The 15619-nt window shown below is 55.6% G+C and carries 14 protein-coding genes; 12 read left to right on the top strand and 2 right to left on the bottom strand.

Features of this window, described 5'->3' with window-relative positions; genetic code table 11:
- The first annotated feature begins 28 nt into the window (after positions 1-28).
- From WCO56_14655 to WCO56_14630, 6 genes are all read left to right on the top strand, one after another.
- Positions 29-361: a hypothetical protein gene (locus tag WCO56_14655; protein ID MEI7730811.1), complete on the top strand. Its 333-nt coding sequence runs from the start codon at positions 29-31 to the stop codon at positions 359-361.
- A gap of 41 nt (positions 362-402) precedes the next feature.
- Positions 403-903, top strand: coding sequence for a hypothetical protein (locus WCO56_14650; protein ID MEI7730810.1), 501 nt, complete (start codon positions 403-405; stop codon positions 901-903).
- 376 nt (positions 904-1279) lie between these two features.
- Positions 1280-2692, top strand: a complete 1413-nt coding sequence (locus WCO56_14645) for an ATP-binding protein (protein ID MEI7730809.1) — start codon at positions 1280-1282, stop codon at positions 2690-2692.
- The gene (locus WCO56_14640) at positions 2689-3366 is read left to right on the top strand and encodes an RloB family protein (protein MEI7730808.1); all 678 of its coding nucleotides are present in this window, start codon (positions 2689-2691) and stop codon (positions 3364-3366) included. The genes WCO56_14645 and WCO56_14640 overlap by 4 nt, the downstream gene beginning before the upstream one ends.
- A 1529-nt stretch (positions 3367-4895) precedes the next feature.
- The gene (locus WCO56_14635; protein MEI7730807.1) at positions 4896-5495 is read left to right on the top strand and encodes a DUF6088 family protein; all 600 of its coding nucleotides are present in this window, start codon (positions 4896-4898) and stop codon (positions 5493-5495) included.
- A gap of 3 nt (positions 5496-5498) precedes the next feature.
- Positions 5499-6536 (top strand): nucleotidyl transferase AbiEii/AbiGii toxin family protein, encoded by a 1038-nt coding sequence (locus tag WCO56_14630; GenBank protein MEI7730806.1) that lies wholly within the window; start codon positions 5499-5501, stop codon positions 6534-6536.
- Between the two features lie 167 nt (positions 6537-6703).
- Here the strand turns inward: WCO56_14630 and WCO56_14625 are convergent, their stop codons facing one another.
- Positions 6704-6913, bottom strand: coding sequence for an addiction module protein (locus tag WCO56_14625; GenBank protein MEI7730805.1), 210 nt, complete (start codon positions 6911-6913; stop codon positions 6704-6706).
- A 281-nt stretch (positions 6914-7194) separates the two neighbouring features.
- On the opposite strand from WCO56_14625, the gene WCO56_14620 reads away from it, so the two are divergent.
- Entirely contained in the window at positions 7195-7539 is a 345-nt protein-coding gene (locus WCO56_14620; protein ID MEI7730804.1) for a type II toxin-antitoxin system PemK/MazF family toxin, read from the top strand.
- Positions 7540-8049: 510 nt separating this feature from the next.
- Positions 8050-8808, top strand: a complete 759-nt coding sequence (locus WCO56_14615; protein MEI7730803.1) for a polyphosphate polymerase domain-containing protein — start codon at positions 8050-8052, stop codon at positions 8806-8808.
- Positions 8809-8822: 14 nt separating this feature from the next.
- Here WCO56_14615 and WCO56_14610 read toward each other — a convergent pair whose 3' ends face one another.
- Positions 8823-9311, bottom strand: coding sequence for an NUDIX domain-containing protein (locus tag WCO56_14610; protein MEI7730802.1), 489 nt, complete (start codon positions 9309-9311; stop codon positions 8823-8825).
- Positions 9312-10110: 799 nt separating this feature from the next.
- Here WCO56_14610 and WCO56_14605 point away from each other — a divergent pair.
- The 4 genes from WCO56_14605 (at position 10111) to WCO56_14590 (ending at position 15612) form a co-directional block, all read left to right on the top strand.
- Positions 10111-11301 (top strand): aminopeptidase, encoded by a 1191-nt coding sequence (locus WCO56_14605; GenBank protein ID MEI7730801.1) that lies wholly within the window; start codon positions 10111-10113, stop codon positions 11299-11301.
- A gap of 21 nt (positions 11302-11322) precedes the next feature.
- Positions 11323-12312 (top strand): small ribosomal subunit Rsm22 family protein, encoded by a 990-nt coding sequence (locus WCO56_14600; protein MEI7730800.1) that lies wholly within the window; start codon positions 11323-11325, stop codon positions 12310-12312.
- Positions 12313-12598: 286 nt separating this feature from the next.
- The gene (pbpC, locus tag WCO56_14595) at positions 12599-14869 is read left to right on the top strand and encodes a penicillin-binding protein 1C (GenBank protein ID MEI7730799.1); all 2271 of its coding nucleotides are present in this window, start codon (positions 12599-12601) and stop codon (positions 14867-14869) included.
- Positions 14870-15150: 281 nt separating this feature from the next.
- Positions 15151-15612: a hypothetical protein gene (locus WCO56_14590; GenBank protein MEI7730798.1), complete on the top strand. Its 462-nt coding sequence runs from the start codon at positions 15151-15153 to the stop codon at positions 15610-15612.
- Positions 15613-15619: the final 7 nt, after the last annotated feature.

The following is a 15619-nucleotide window of genomic DNA, read 5'->3' as shown; positions in this document are numbered from 1 at the left end:
CCACGGATAAAAAAATCACCGAAAACAGTTGCAAAAATTAACACCGTTGCTGGTGGAATGGGGTCGCAAGTTTCAGTTCGAAATCCAGAACCTCCGGACGGTCGAGCTGGAAGCCCTCGCTGATAAGCACCTGGCCTCCCGCACCCAGCGGTGGGAGCAACTGGGCGCCACCCTCCGGCGTGTTGAGGCCGAGCTGGCCACCCGCAAGCTGGAGGACGTGCCCACCGCCCGCCTCATCACCCTGGCCGCCGGATTGCGCACCGAGGCCGCCCGGGAGTCTGGCAACCTGTGCTTCACCCTGCCGACCCGCAATATTCCCAACGACGAGTACTTTGAAAACGTGGTCGATTGGCGGAGTTGACCGCTGAATTTTACCGATTTCGGTAAAGAAAAAGTAAACTTATGGTCAAGTTTATGCGTCTGCCGCAGCGCTGCCGTCGGCTGGGTCGCCGCCCTTTACGCCGTGTCGTTCACCCGGCCTGGCGTAGCGCCCGACGATCCGTGGTTCGCCGTGTCGTCCGTGGTGTGGTGCGCGGGGTCTTGCCTTATACCGGCCCCTCTCTGTGGCAGGTGGCCGCGCTGATCAATGCTTGTTGCAAGCAGGTGGAGAAAAACCCTTATCCGCATCCCCTCAAGATGTACGAGCAGCTGCTCGCGGATAAAAAGGCCCGGCAGCAATTTGAAGCGGATTTCCTGCGCGCCTACGGGCCGGAAGCGGCCAAGGAGCCAGCGCCTGCTCCCCCGGTCAAACCGGAACCGCCACCGCCACCACCGCCTCCTCCTCCCAAGCCTTGGCCGCCTCCCGACGGCAAGCGGGACATTACCCCGGTTCCCTTGCGGTTCAATTCCAGTCGCCGGGGTCAGACCATAGCATTTCCTGTTTTTCATGATGCCTCCTTTTGAATCGAGAAGGAGCAACCTATGACAATGACTCAGATCGAGCGGTAATGGGCGGCCGAAATGGTCAAGGCGGTCCGGGTAGTCCGGGCATGTCAGGCCAGGGCGGTGGTCGGCGTCCCGGCGGACCGGGCCGTCAAGGCTCGGGCAATCCCACTTCCGGTGACAGCACACCTTCCCCGCGTCAACGCCCGCCCGGAGAGTGACCTGAAGCGCGACCGCCGTGTCTCAACGTCACACACAGTTAGCTCGAAGACTCGCGGCTTCAGCGTGAACCGAGCCTTGACGTTGCTCAGCGAGAGGTGTACGGCCGCGTTTAACATTCTGTAGGGTACGCGCTGCGAGGGGAGAAATGCTGCAAGTTCTTTAATATTAGAAGTATATGGTGTTACAAAGCGCTATTTTGATGCAAAAAAAACTCATAAAACACATTTATTTGCAAGAAAATGGAAATAAAGTTGACATTGCGCTTTATTTTGGCAATACTTTAACCATGCTTATTGAGTTTGTATTCGAGAATCATCGGTCGTTTCGTGCTGAGCAACGTTTGAGCATGGTTGCGAACAACCACGACAAGTCCCTGCCCGGGCACCTCATTGATTTGGAAAGCGTCTCAGGGTTCAGAGGAGTCAACCTGCTGAAGGGGGCTGCGCTTTACGGCGCGAATGCTTCAGGGAAAAGCAATGTGCTGGATGCGCTGCAATTTATGGATTACTTCGTGGAGAACTCGGCCATCAAACTTCAACCGGGAGACGCGATCAAGGCACAGCCTTTTCTGTTGGCGCCAGGAGCGGCAAATGAGCCGTCACGGTTTGAAATCACGGCGATCATTGAGGGAACCCGGTACCAGTATGGATTTTCCGTTACGCGGGAACGAGTGACCCACGAAATCCTGGTGGCGTACCCGAAAGGGCATGCACAAAAGTGGTTCGAGCGGCGATGGGATGCACACAAAAAGAAGTATTCATGGAGTTCGCCTACGGCGAATTTTCGGTATGACCAAGCGTTAAAGGACAAAACCCGGGACAACGCGTTGTTCGTGTCCACGGGAGCACAGTGGAACCACAAGCAACTAGACACGATATATCAGTGGTTTAAGAAAACCATGCATTTCCTCCACTTGGGCGTTAACGCAGTCCTGACACCAGGTCATACGTCCAGCCTCGCCAAGAAGGAGCCGAAGATATTCGAGCAAGCGGTCGCTTTGCTGCAGCGGGCGGATTTTGGCTTGGTTGGGGCCACAGTGGAAGAACATCAAATTCCCGTTGAGGACCTTAAGGCCCATTTGCCGCCGGCCATGCTCAAGAAAATGGAGGAGAAAGGCGACCTTAGAGAAATAACGGAGACCGAAATCAAACTCCAGCACCAGGCGGACGGCATGGATCCTGTGGCGATTGACTTTGATTCGGAATCGGCGGGCACGCAGAGATTCTTCGCGCTCGTTGGCCCCTGGCTAGAAATGCTGGAAAAAGGCCAAATTGTCTGCATCGATGAATTGGAAAGCAGCTTGCACCCGAACCTGGTAGCTGAGTTTCTCAAATTGCTGTTTTGCGCGAAGCACAACCGCAAGGGGGCGCAGGTGATTTTTACGACCCACAACTCAACACTGCTGGGCTCAAAGATTCTGCGACGCGACCAAATTTGGTTTACCGAAAAGAAACCGACCGGGGACACTTTCCTGTATCCACTCACCGACTACAAGCCGCGGAATACCGAGTCGTTGGAAAAAGGGTATCTGACTGGGCGATACGGGGGGGTGCCGTACATTCCCGAAGGGCTCTGTCCATCCAAATGAAAGCGAAGCATTTCAACCGAGGAGCCCGGAGCTACTTTCGCGGGGTGCCGCAGCATGCGACGGCGAGCGGCAAGACCATCCTGATTGTGTCGGAAGGGAAAGAAACCGAGCCACAATACTTTAATGCTCTCAAGAACCGGCTCAAACTGGGCGCTGCGATCATCGTGACAGTGGCAAAGGGTACGGACGCAAAATCGGTGGTGGAATCCGCAAAGCGTTTGAGGAAAGAACGCGCTTGCGAAGTGCGACAAGGGAGAAGCGTCCCCTTTGATGAAGTGTGGTGTGTTTTTGATTCGGAGTCGCATCAGAATCGGCCGCATCTTGCAGAAGCGTTGGTCATGGCTCGTGACAACAAAATCAAGGTCGCGCTTTCATGGCCATGCATCGAGTTTTGGTTCTTGCTGCATGAGACCTATACGTCTGCGGCCTTCTCCGACTATGCCTCAGTGGAAAAGGTACTGAAAAAATACTACCCGGAGTATCAAAAGAACGATGTGCCCACCGCAGCACTCCTGGAGAAGTTAGTGACAGCCGTTGTAAACGCCCGACAGTTGCGTGCCGACAACGCCAAATCTGGAAGCAAGGAGCCAGCAACGAATGCTGATCTTTTGGCGTGTTCGATGAACGAAGCTACCCGGCTCGGGCTGAAGTACTCCATGCCTCCTGAGAAATAAGGGGGGCCGTTCTGGCCTGTTTGTCTCATCACATGCCTATGTCCGAACTAGATCGCGAGGCTTGGAATAATATTTGCTTCTCCGTGAAGCGAGCCATGACCCCCACCATAAGCCCTTACGTTACCCCGGTCTCCAGAATCATCGAACATGATTACGGTCGCTTAGAAGGAACTGGGAGCTATATCGAAATCCAAAATACAAGATATTTATTAACCAACGAACACGTTGGACGAGCGCGTCAAACCAACCCCATAGCCCATCAATTTCACGGTTCGCATGATGTTTTCAGGCTCCTTACAGTTATGCCCTACGAGCCTTATCCCATCGACGTTGCGATAGCACCCATACCGGATGGCATCTGGAACACCTGCACGCACCAAGCAATCCCCATTCCATATTCTCGTCTAGCCACGACACACAACCCCGTGCGGCGAGAATTACTCTTTACGGTTGGGTACACGCAGCAACGATCGCGTTTCACTTTTGGCCATTTGATGAACTATGCCACGCCATATCTGACTCAAGAGACCGATCTGCCGCCTCACGGCACGGACCCCCAGTATCATTTCGCCGTACCGTACCGCCCGGACCAGGCTCAGATGGACGAACCCGACGAACAAACTCAGCCAAACCCTCCAGGGTTGAGCGGCTCCTTAGTTTGGAACACTCGATACTTTGAATGCGAACGCGCTGGTTTGCCTTGGTCGCCCGCCGCCGCTCAAGTCACAGGGCTTGTGTGGGGCTGGCGAGAGACCTGCCTGATTGCTACCAGAGTTGAGCATTTGGGGTTAATCGCTCTTAGCAACATATCGCGCGAGTTCCAAGTTACGCCACCACCTGCTACGCTCCCGTCAGTTTCCTGACATACACCTTGCGCGGGTTGGTCGCCGCCTGCGGCGGAGTCAAACCAAGTATCGTTCGTTTTCATCTTTAGCCAGGCTTACGGAAAAATATTTTTACGATTTTCGTGAAATTTCCTCTGGATGACTCAGTTTGCGTCCCAAATGTATCCATTATTTCTCACTTTTATATTGTATTTTGTTTAATCTATGTTACCTTGTTGCTGTTGGCCGATGCGGCGGTGTCGCATCCGGTTGACCGGTGAAAACACCCCGGTGGGGTGCCAGTAACTCCCCCAAGTCATTACCGCGGTTCCCTTGCGGTTCAATTCCAGCGGCATTTTGACACTGGATTGGGATGCCGTCGCCCGCCCTCCCAAAACCAGGTAGGCGCCGAGGTGACGAGGCTCAAATCGAACCGTCCGGTCGCTAAAGTTAAACACCAAAGGTGTTTCGTCCTCCAGCCCAGCGGTTGAATCAGCGCGGGTGACAGGGCGGTGATTCTACCCTGGGAAAAAGCGCGTCGGCCCCGTTGCGGATGCTTTTAGTTTCTCCATTACGCGCAAATCAGGTATTCCGATATTCACTGGCACGGGTGGCATAAAATATACGAATTTCAGGCTTGATTCTGCGTCTAGTTAGTCCGAAATAGTGGGTAGTATTTCGGACAAAATGTGGAGAAATTATTGAATGCAAACCATTGATGCCAAGTTAAAAAGCCGTATTTACGGAAGTGGTAGGGGGTCGGCTTTCACCCCGAATGACTTCCTGGACCTCGGCGGGCGGGCAGCCGTGGATAAGGCATTGTCGCGTCTGGCGCTCAAGGGGACGATCCGCCGACTGGCGCGCGGGCTTTATGAGTATCCACGAACGCATTCGGAACTGGGAATGCTTGCGCCGGATATTGAGAAAGTGGCCAAAGCACTGGCGGGAAAGGACCGGATTCGGCTGCAACCGGCCGGTGCTTACGCAACCAACTTGCTGGGTTTATCCGAGCAAGTGCCAGCCAAAGTGGTTTTCCTGACGGATGGGACGTCGCGCACGGTGAAGTTTGGGCGGCAGGAAATCCAGTTGCGCCATACCACGATGAAAAATATGGCGGCCTCCGGAAAATTGAGCGGGTTACTGATCCAGGCATTGCGTCATCTCGGCAAGGAGCACATCACTCCAGCACGCGTGGAACATTTGAAACGCACGTTGCCCGCCAAGGAACGGCAGCAGTTGTTGCGGGATATTCCGCTGGCTCCCGCGTGGATGCATCCGCTCTTTCGCAAATTAGCCGGAACTTGATTTGTGAAACTGGAGTTCTTCAAACGCCCGGCGTCGGAGCAAGCCCTGATTATCCGGGAAACGGCGGCGCGACGCGGCTTGCTGCCCGTCATGGTTGAGAAAGATTTCTGGGTTTCATGGATGTTGGCGGTGTTGTTCGCGCATCCGGAGTTTGGCGGGCAACTCGTCTTTAAAGGCGGCACTTCATTATCGAAAGTCTTCGGTGTGATTGAGCGGTTTTCCGAGGACATTGATTTATCCGTGAACCCCGCGTTCCTGGGCATCAGCGAGGAAGCGGTGGAACAGGCCGACAGCCGGAATCAGCGCACGGCGCGCATGAAAGAACTGGAGGATGCCTGCATTGGGCGTGTACGTGAGCGGTTTGTGCCGGAGTTGGAACGGATTGCTTGTGAATCGTTCGGGGGCCGTCTGGATGGAAAAACCTGGATGGAGTTTCGCGTGGATGATGCGACCCATTCGCCGGTGGTGCTGTTCCACTATCCTTCCAACGAACCTACGGGCTTCGAGTATCTGGGCCGCTCCGTGAAGCTGGAGTTCGGCTCGCTGACCGACCAACGACCGGTGGGAACACACACGGTGAGGTCGTGGGTGGCGGAGGAATTTCCGAAGTTGTTTGTGGATTTCCGGTGCGAACTCGTGGCGTTGGAACTGGAGCGGACTTTCTGGGAAAAGGCCACCATTCTGCATGCGGAATATCATCGTGAGCAGGCAAAGCCGATGCGCGATCGCTTTTCGCGCCACTATTCCGATATGGCTGCGTTGGCTCGTCATGCGGTGGTCGAAACTGCGTTGGCTAACACGGACTTGCGGCAACGGGTAGCGGATTGGAAGAACCGGTTCTTTGCAGCAAGTTGGGCGCATTACGAACTCGCCAAGCCCGGAACCTTCCGCCTTGCGCCGCCAGATTTTCGACTGGCTGAACTCGAACGGGACTATCGCGCAATGCGACCAATGTTTCTGGCGGAGCCGCCACCGTTTGAAAATGTTATAAAAACAGTGTCGAATTTGGAACAACGGATCCATGGAAGGGTACCATTATAAAATCCAATTTCAATTTCGGCATGCCGCGCAAATCTGGAGTTTCCATGCCCACCGGCACGGGTGGCTGCGAAATCAGCCGTTGGGAGCGAGCCAATAAAATACATGATGAGAATCAGACCATGCCATGACTTGATCCTGAAGTGCGTCTTCTGAAATCCGCACCCGATTCATGGCCTGCCGATGGTTCCTTTTACCGAATCCCAGTCCAAGAGTTGTGCCACGCCCTCTCGCACCCGTGCGCGACGGTGATCCAAAAGATCTTTTTGCTGCTGGGGTACGTCCAACCGGTCAAAGCGGTCTCGGGAATCCTTCCAGATAACCTCCATGATCTGAAGCTTTCGGTCAATCGGCAGAGCTTTAACTTCTTCCGCTATCATGAGATAACAATACCTCGCTCCTGGCGAATCTGTCAGCTAAAAGAAAACCAATTTAATAGTTGGGCTTGCGAAGCAGGGTAAATGCATTCATATTGTATGCATGAAGACGGTGACATACCCTTTGCGGCTAACAGTTGACCTGTATGGACGTGTCCAAAGTGAGGCGAACAGGCGCGGGAAAAAGGTTTCCGAGCTTTTCCGCGAAATTATCGGATACGGGATTGAGGCATTACCAGCCGTGCCTGACACCAGCGAGGCGGGTGCTGATACTTGGGTTAAGCTTGGACCTGCGCCTGAAGTTGATTATGACAAACTTTAAACGTGGCGACGTTGTGCTAGCCGACTTGGGCTATTTAGCCAAGGTCCGACCCGCTCTGGTAGTGTCCATCAGCAAGGCTGATTCCCAGCGTAACATGACGGTCATTGCTCCATTAACGACCGAAATTCGGGATGGAGAGTGTGAGGTAGCATTTCCAAAGCCCGCTTGGTTGAAGCAAGACTGCGTAGTGAACCTGATTGGTCTGATCGGGGTGGATAACGCCAAAATTCTACGGAGATTAAGCGCCTTTCCTGGTGACATGGCGGATGTGGACCAGGGATTAAAACGGCTTTTTGATTTGCCGTGAGTACCAAGAATAAATAACCGCATCGCGGACAGCCCGGCGGCAGGGAGAGCGATGGCAAAAACAATCTATGGCCCCAATCCGCTGAAGCAAGACCGCCGCGAGCAACTTCGGTTTTCGGGTTAAAGCATAACATCGTCCGGTCGCTGCGTTGTTCGGCCGCTAAAGTTAAACCCCAAAGGTGTTTCGTCCTCCAGCCCAGCGGTTGAATCAGCGGGGACGATAAGGCAGTGATTCTGCCCTGGGAAAAAGCGCGTCGGCCCTCAACGCCAACGGAGTTGCGGCATTTTAACCCGGTGTTGCAGCCAGCCTGCTTTATGCGCTTGATTCGCTTCCGTGCGAGGGTTAGGCTCTGAATATGAGTACAACACGTGAAAGAAAACGCAGGCGAGCCAAAACCAATGCTCCTTTAGCGCAACGCGACAAGTGAAAGCATCAAATGTGGCAAAAAGCAAATTCCTAACAGTTTGAATCATGGCTCAAGACCACACATTAAGGGCTTCGCGGTACGAGTTGAAATACCTCATTCCGAATGCCTTGGCGGTACAGGTGCGGGAATTTGTGCGGCAACACTTGGAACTGGACGAATTTGGCGGCGGGCCGCCCCACTATTCCTATCCGGTGCACAGCCTCTACTTGGATACCAACGATTGGAGGATTTACTGGCGCACAATTAACGGCGACAAAAACCGGTTCAAGCTCCGGATCCGATACTATAACGAGAATAATAAGACGCCGATTTTCTGGGAAATCAAACGGCGCATGAAGGATGTGATCCTCAAACAACGTTGTGGCATCCGGCGCCAGGCGGCGACCAAAGTGGTGTCCGGGCAATTGCCGGCGCCAGCCGAAATGTTTATGCCGGACGACGTCTCGGAGCAGGCGGCTATCCAGGAGTTTTTCCGGCTGCAGTTCAGTCTGGGGGCGGTGCCCAAGCTGCATGTGGCCTATGATCGCGAGGCTTATGTGAGCGCGCACAATAACGAGTTTCGGGTGACCTTTGACCGCCATGTGCGGGTTGCAACGCGGTTTGACGGGCTGCTGACGACGCACTCGGAGAATCCCTTTGTATGCACCGGCTCCGGAGACCGTCCGGAGGATGTGGTGATTTTGGAACTCAAATTCACAGAGCGCTTTCCAGATTGGTATAATGAGTTGGTGCAGGCGTTTAACCTGATGCAAACCGGTGCGGCCAAATATGTGGAAGGCACCTTTATGTACGCGGGTCGAAAACTGCCGGCCCAGGATGTCATCCGCAATATGGTGATGTAGCCAACGGTAATCGTTCAAACCGTTGGTTCTTTGGGGAAAATGCCCAAAGCCATGGGCAGACGGTCGAGCAGTGGGCGATGGCTTTTGCGAAGCCGTTTTTGCGCCTCTGGCAACGAATAGAAGCGGGCTTCGTCAAACTCCGGGAATTTGTGGTATTGACCGGAATCGGGCGGCCACTCGGCTTTCACCAAACCGCTACGGATTGGCTCCGGATCATTCCGATCACCCTGAAATGCCCAAACATGGACGACTTTGCCGTTGCTCTGTATCACCGTGCCCAAGTCCACAAATGGCCCGCTGGGGCGAATGCCCAACTCTTCTTCATATTCCCGTTGGGCCGCCTGCAAGAGGGTCTCCCCCGTTTTCTGTCCACCTTTTGGAATGAGCCACTCGTCCGAGGTTTGGACGCTGCCCACCGGGGTGCCGGGATGCGCCAAAAGCACTTCCAATCCGCCCATCCGAAAGCGAAACATCAACAAACCGCCACGCACGCGCCATGACATGCAAAGAGTATAGCATTAACAAAAGAGGGATCAACCTTCGTAATAGATAACCGGTTAGAAATGACTGGTTAGTTTGGTTGTTTTAATTCAGGTTTAATTGCGTTGCGTTGTTTCAAAAGTTATGCGACCCCTAGCCGAGATAATTGCGTCGGTGGATGACGCGGGGTGTTGATCACGACAAAGACGGGTGCGATGATTAAACTGCGTTTTGACATAAACTGCGTTTACTGTTGTAAACCCGGTCTAAGCAGCATAGCGTGAGTTGAACATTAACCAGGAGTTCATTATGGCCAAAGGAAACCGAAGTCAGAAAAAAGAAGTCAAGAAAGCGAAGAAACCGAAGCCCAAGGCGGGACCCGCAACTTCGCAACGGACCTCCTGAGTGGAGGTCCGGCGATGCAGGCGATCGGCTAAGAAGGAATTGGGATCGGCGGCAGGTTGACCGGTGAAAACACCCCGGTGAGGTGCCGGTAACTTCCCCTTGGTTATCATCCCGGTGCAATTGCCCTTTGCACCGGATGCCGGTGAGGCGTCTGCCATTGCCTTGGCTCTGGCTGTCAAAGGGATGTATTGCTGATTGATGAGAAACGCGGGCGAAGTGCCGCCCGGCATGTCGGGCTATCGGTAGCAGAGGTTCTTGGTGAATTGCAGCACGGTAAACCTAACGGGAAGATCCCGGTGTTGCGGACAGAAATCAAGCGGCTGCGTAGTGAGGCAGGTTTCTTTATTGATAGCGGGATCAAACAATTCATAATTTTATCGCAAACCGCCGCGCGAATCTGGAATGCTTCCGGGAGCAATGGACTTCGGTTACGAAGCAGTGATCACGGTTATGCAAGTGCGCACGGTGATTCAAGCCGCCCGGCGGCCAGCGAATAAAAGCACGCTGGCGACGCCGAGGATGTTGCTGTGCACGGCGCTGGTTTGCCTGGTGGCGGTGTTGAGTGGCTGCCGCACGGCGGCATTTTATGGTCAGGCGGCTCGTGGACAGTGGCGCATCCTGTCCGGGCGGGAACCGCTTCAACGGTTGCTGGACAGCCCGGAGACCACCCCCCAACTCAAAAAGAAGTTTGAACTCGTATTGCGCCTGCGTGAATTCGCCGGACGGGAATTGAAACTGCCGGTGGATGGGCATTATTTGAGTTATGTGGCGCTGCCGGGCGAGCATGTGATCTGGAATGTGCAGGTGGCACCGGAATTTTCTCTGGAACTGAATTCGTGGTGGTATCCCCTGGTGGGGAGGCTGACGTACCAGGGGTATTTTGACGCGAACAACGCCCGGCGGTTTGCCACCAATTATGCGCGGCGCGGCTACGATGTGCAGGTGGGCGGAGTGGATGCATATTCGACACTGGGCTGGTTCAAGGATCCGCTGCTCAGCAGCTTCATTGGTTATGCGGAGCCCGACTTGGCGGCTGTCTTATTTCATGAGCTGGCACACCAGAAATTATTCATTGGCAGCGATACCGATTTTGATGAGGCGTTTGCCACGGTGGTGGAGGAGGAGGGGGTACGGTGCTGGCTTAAGGCTACGCATCAGGAACCGGTTTTGGAGCAGTACGAACAATCCCTCCAGCGGGAGACACAATGCCGCCAATTGTTGCATCAAACCCGGGAGGAGTTGAAAGGGTTGTATGCGCAGGACGCTCCCCTGCGGGCCGTCAAGGGGCAGGCCACGCCGGATGAGTTGGTGAGTTTGCGGCAGCGCAAGGCGGAAATTCTTGGACACATCCGCGAGCGCTACCAGGTTCTGCGGGCTCAATCCGAGGCGCTGCGTCCCTTTGATCGCTGGATGAACAGTCCGTTTAATAACGCGAAGCTGGCCAATGACGACACGTATCATCGGCTGGTGCCCGGTTTGCGGCGAGTCTTCCGGCAGCAGCGGGGAGATTTTGCGGCGTTTTATGAGGCGGCGCGGCAATTGGGCCGGCAAGCCAAGGAGAAGCGTCATGCGCTCTTGATGGCTGCCGATCCGGTTGGTGGCTCGTAACTCATCTAATTTTATCTGGCCATGAATTTGGACACCATTGATTGGAAGGCGCTGGAGCGATTGCGTAGCGCATTTTTAAACCATACCGCCGGGGCCGCGGATTACTGGATGGATGAACGGGACCTGGCGAGCTACGACCAGACGTTTGCCCAACGCATCGGCTGGAAGTGGGATCATGTGCTTGCGGAATTGCCGCGTTTGGGTTGGACCCCGCCGCCCGGTGGCGTGCTGGATTGGGGTTGCGGCAGTGGCATTGCCGGACGCGCGTTTTTGGATCATTTCGGCACGCAAGGCATCTCTGAATTATGCCTGTATGACCGCTCGCCTTTGGCGGTGCAGTATGCCGCCCGGCGGGCGCGGGAAAAGTATCCGGGGTTGGAAGTGACCTTGGGCACGGGCGGCACCTCCCCGCATGGAACACTGCTGGTCAGTCATGTGCTGAATGAGTTGGCACCCGAGCAGGCTGTCCGGTTGTTGCAAATTGCTTCGTCGTTTGCCGCGATGATCTGGATTGAGCCGGGCACCTACGAAGCCAGCGCGGCGCTGGTGGGCGTGCGGGAACGGCTGCGAACCCAATTTCAGATTGTTGCCCCATGCACGCATTCAGGCGCGTGCGGATTATTGGACCCGGCCAACGCGCGCCATTGGTGTCATCACTTTGCGTCGCCGCCGCCGGAAGTCTATACGGGTGGTCCTTGGGCGAAGTTTGCCAACCTGGTTGGCATTGATTTGAGCAGCCTGCCTTTAAGTTACCTGGTGCTGGATCAGCGCCCCGCGCCCGCCTGGCCGGCCGGTGCCACCCGTTTGCTCGGCACGCCGCGCGTGTCGAAACACGAGGCGCTGGTATTTCTGTGTCGCGCCGCCGGCTTGGGGGATTGCACGGTATCCAAACGCGCGTTGCCGGAGGCGTATCGCCAGATCAAAAAAGGCCGCGCACCGGTGCTGGCGCGTTGCGCGTTTGAGGGGAATGCGGTGGTGGGATTTGAGGCGCTGGGACAGGAAGGCAAATGATAAGTCCGAAGCCCGAAATTCGAAAGCCGAAAGAAATCCGAAATTCGAAATCCGAATGCGGTTGTTTTGACTCTCTAGCTGGACGTTCCGATGTTGCAGGTATCGCCCAACAGCGCCAGATGCGGGCTTCGGTTTTCGGTATTCTTTCGGTATTTGGGCTTCGGCATTCTTTCGGTATTCGGGGTTCGAATTTCGGATTTAACTGGGGCGACCCATCATGAGCCAAGCCCGCATTACAAGTGCCGCTCCTGGTTTTCGGCGCCGATGGTTGAAGTTCGGTTTGGGGATGCTCCTGATCTGTCTGGCCGGCATCGGTGGGTTTTCATTTGCGTTGCGGTTGGTGCCGTTACCGGCGGCGCTGTTTCAACCGGCGGCGCCCGAGGTTGAATTGGTGGACCGCCATGGGGTCACGCTGCGCCAGCAATTTGGCGAGCATGGCCTGTTGGGTCAACGGGTGGCGCTGGGAGCCATCGCGCCATCGCTCGTGGAGGCCACGTTGGCGGCGGAGGATAAACGGTTTTGGGAACATTCCGGGGTGGATGTTTATGCGCTCGGGCGGGCCGTGTGGGGACTGGTCAAAAACGGGCACGTGGTTTCCGGCGCGTCCACGATCACACAGCAGACGATCAAGCTGGCCCAACCGCGCCCGCGCACGGTGCGCTCAAAAATCATTGAGTCGCTGCAAGCCCTGCGGCTGGAACAGGTCTGGACCAAGGAACAAATCCTCGCCGAATATTTGAACCGTCTCGATTACGGCAACCGGCGTACCGGCATTGCTGCCGCCGCCCACTATTATTTCAACAAGCCGCCGGCGGATTTGAGTCTGGCGGAGTCCGCCTTGCTCGCAGCTATTCCACAGGCACCCACGCGGTTGAATCCGTACCTGCGTTTCGCTGCCACGCGCAAGCGGCAGCAATGGATTCTCACCCGGATGGAAGCGGAAGGCTGGCTGACCGCCACGACTTCGGCACGCGCCGCCCGAGAACCGTTGCGGCTGGCAGCGCCCCGGCGCGTTTTCCAAGCGCCGCATTTTGTGGACCTGCTGCTGCAACAGGTTCCGGAAGGCCGCCTTCGGCACGGCACGGTCGTGCGTACCAGCCTGGACTTGGACCTGAACCGTTTGGTGGAAAAAACGGTGCAGGACCGGCTAAAGCTATTGAACCGGCAACAGGCGCGGAATGGGGCAGCGGTGGTGTTGGACAACCGCACCGGCGAAGTCCTGGCATTGGTGGGATCGGAGGATTATTTTGCGGATCGGGAAGGGCAGGTGAATGGCGCGTGGGCACCGCGATCCGCTGGCAGCACCTTCAAACCGTTCACGTACCTGTTGGCGTTGGAACGCGGCGCAACCCCGGCCAGCATGGTGGCGGATATCCCCACTGAATTTACCACCCCCACTGGGCTGTTCGCTCCGGTTAATTATAATCGGCAATGCTTCGGCCCGCTCCGTTATCGTCTGGCACTGGCGAACTCCCTGAACATCCCCGCGGTGCGCGTGCTTAACGAATTGGGCGGCCCGGTACCGCTCCAGCAGCGGTTGCGTCGGTGCGGACTTACCACCTTGACCAACTCGCCCGAATTTTACGGCTTGGGTCTAACCATTGGCAACGCCGAGGCGCGGCTCTTGGAACTTGCCAACGCGTTTGCCTGCCTCGCGCGGTTGGGTGCGTATAAGCCCTATTCATTTTTTGATCAGCCGGGGGCGGGTGCTTCCCGAGTATTTGATGCCAACGCCGCCTGGCTGATTGCGGATATTTTGAGCGACAATTTTGCGCGCGCCATGGCCTTTGACTTATATTCCAGCCTGCGCTTTCCGTTTCCGGTCGCCTGCAAAACCGGCACCAGTTCCGATTTTCGCGACAACTGGGCGTTTGGTTACACCCCGGAATTTACCGTGGGAGTGTGGGTGGGGAATTTCGACGGCACCCCCATGGAACACGTCAGCGGCGTCACCGGTGCGGCCCCGATCCTGCACGCCATCTTGGTGCATCTGCATGAACAGCATGGCACCACATGGTATGAGCTACCGGCGGAGATGGTCACCGGCCATGTGCATCGTGTAACGGGCAAACGGGTTCCCGCCAACCATCCGGAAGCCGTGCTGGAAAAATTCATCGCCGGGCATCTGCCACCGATGGAAACGCCCGAGGATTATGATTCCGCCGGACGCATTCGGCTGCCGGTGGAATACCGGGAATGGTTGGCGGGTGGTGAAAACTGGCTGGGGGATCGGGCGGTGGGGGATGGAAGACCGAAAGCAGAAAGCAGAAAGCCGAAAGCAGAACACGGAGGTGGTTCTGAGACGGGAACCTTGCGACTGATTTCTCCGTTGCCTGGGACGGTGATTTTCTTAGACCCGGATTTGCCTGGCAGCGGAAATCGGTTGCGGTTAAAGGCGGAAGGGCAGGGGAGCCTTAGCTGGCACAGTTCAACGTTGCCGTGCGAAACGGATGAACTTGGCACGACTGCGCGGTTGAGTGAAGGCCGGCATGAGATCACAGTGCGGGATCAAACCGGGGCCACCGCGACCACGTGGATCACGGTCAAGTCGTTGTAGCCCCGTGGGAAGCATATTTTGCGGTTTGCCAAGGGTGCCATGTGCTGCTAAGAGTAACACCATGTTAGCGGATCGAATGGTCCCAAATGAGATGAAGGTAGTAGGCCGCCGGCGTGGAATAGCCACACCGGCGGAGGCTTTGCGCCGAAGTCATGTGTTGCAGCAGCAGATGGAGTTGCTGAATCCCTATCCACGTCCACGCGGCTTCGTATTCAAAGCGAAAACCTACGAGGATTACGAGAAATGGCGGCGCAGCCAGGCAAACCCACGACTTTGGTAGGATGAACTCTCCCCATCCATTGTTGCGGATCTGTGCCTTGCTGAATCAGGCGCAAGCTCGTTATTTGATCATCGGCGGCCAGGCCTGCATTCTACATGGTTTGGTTCGAACCACTGAGGATGTTGATGTGCTGATTGAAGCTTCCGAAGAAAACGCGCTGCGCGTCATCTCTGCATTGTCTCACCTGGAAGACCATGCGGCCGCTGAACTTACGCCGGCTGATATTCTCGACAACGTTGTGGTGAAAATTGCTGATGAAATCGAGGTGGACGTCAGTACCAAAGCATGGAAGGTGAATTATCCCGAGGCGATAATTTCGGCTCAGACGGTTGTTATCGAGGGCATTCCCGTTCCTTTTCTGAGTTTGGATTGTCTTATTTCCAGCAAAGAAACCTATCGGGAACAGGATCAATGGGATTTGTTGCATCTGAGAGCGCTTAAATCCCGCCAAGCCAAGTCTTAATTCAAAA

It is taken from the genome of Verrucomicrobiota bacterium (genome assembly GCA_037139415.1).
In the GTDB taxonomy this organism is placed as follows: Bacteria; Verrucomicrobiota; Verrucomicrobiia; order Limisphaerales; family Fontisphaeraceae; genus JBAXGN01.
This window is presented reverse-complemented; position numbering and strand designations above follow the sequence as displayed.

Coding starts and splice junctions, on each gene's coding strand:
- WCO56_14650 (MEI7730810.1), top strand. CDS start 403: ATGGTCAAGTTTATGCGTCTGCCGCAGCGCTGCCGTCGGCTGGGTCGC.
- WCO56_14645 (MEI7730809.1), top strand. CDS start 1,280: ATGGTGTTACAAAGCGCTATTTTGATGCAAAAAAAACTCATAAAACAC.
- WCO56_14640 (MEI7730808.1), top strand. CDS start 2,689: ATGAAAGCGAAGCATTTCAACCGAGGAGCCCGGAGCTACTTTCGCGGG.
- WCO56_14635 (MEI7730807.1), top strand. CDS start 4,896: ATGCAAACCATTGATGCCAAGTTAAAAAGCCGTATTTACGGAAGTGGT.
- WCO56_14625 (MEI7730805.1), bottom strand. CDS start 6,913: ATGATAGCGGAAGAAGTTAAAGCTCTGCCGATTGACCGAAAGCTTCAG.
- WCO56_14610 (MEI7730802.1), bottom strand. CDS start 9,311: ATGTCATGGCGCGTGCGTGGCGGTTTGTTGATGTTTCGCTTTCGGATG.
- WCO56_14605 (MEI7730801.1), top strand. CDS start 10,111: ATGGACTTCGGTTACGAAGCAGTGATCACGGTTATGCAAGTGCGCACG.
- WCO56_14600 (MEI7730800.1), top strand. CDS start 11,323: ATGAATTTGGACACCATTGATTGGAAGGCGCTGGAGCGATTGCGTAGC.
- pbpC (MEI7730799.1), top strand. CDS start 12,599: ATGCTCCTGATCTGTCTGGCCGGCATCGGTGGGTTTTCATTTGCGTTG.
- WCO56_14590 (MEI7730798.1), top strand. CDS start 15,151: ATGAACTCTCCCCATCCATTGTTGCGGATCTGTGCCTTGCTGAATCAG.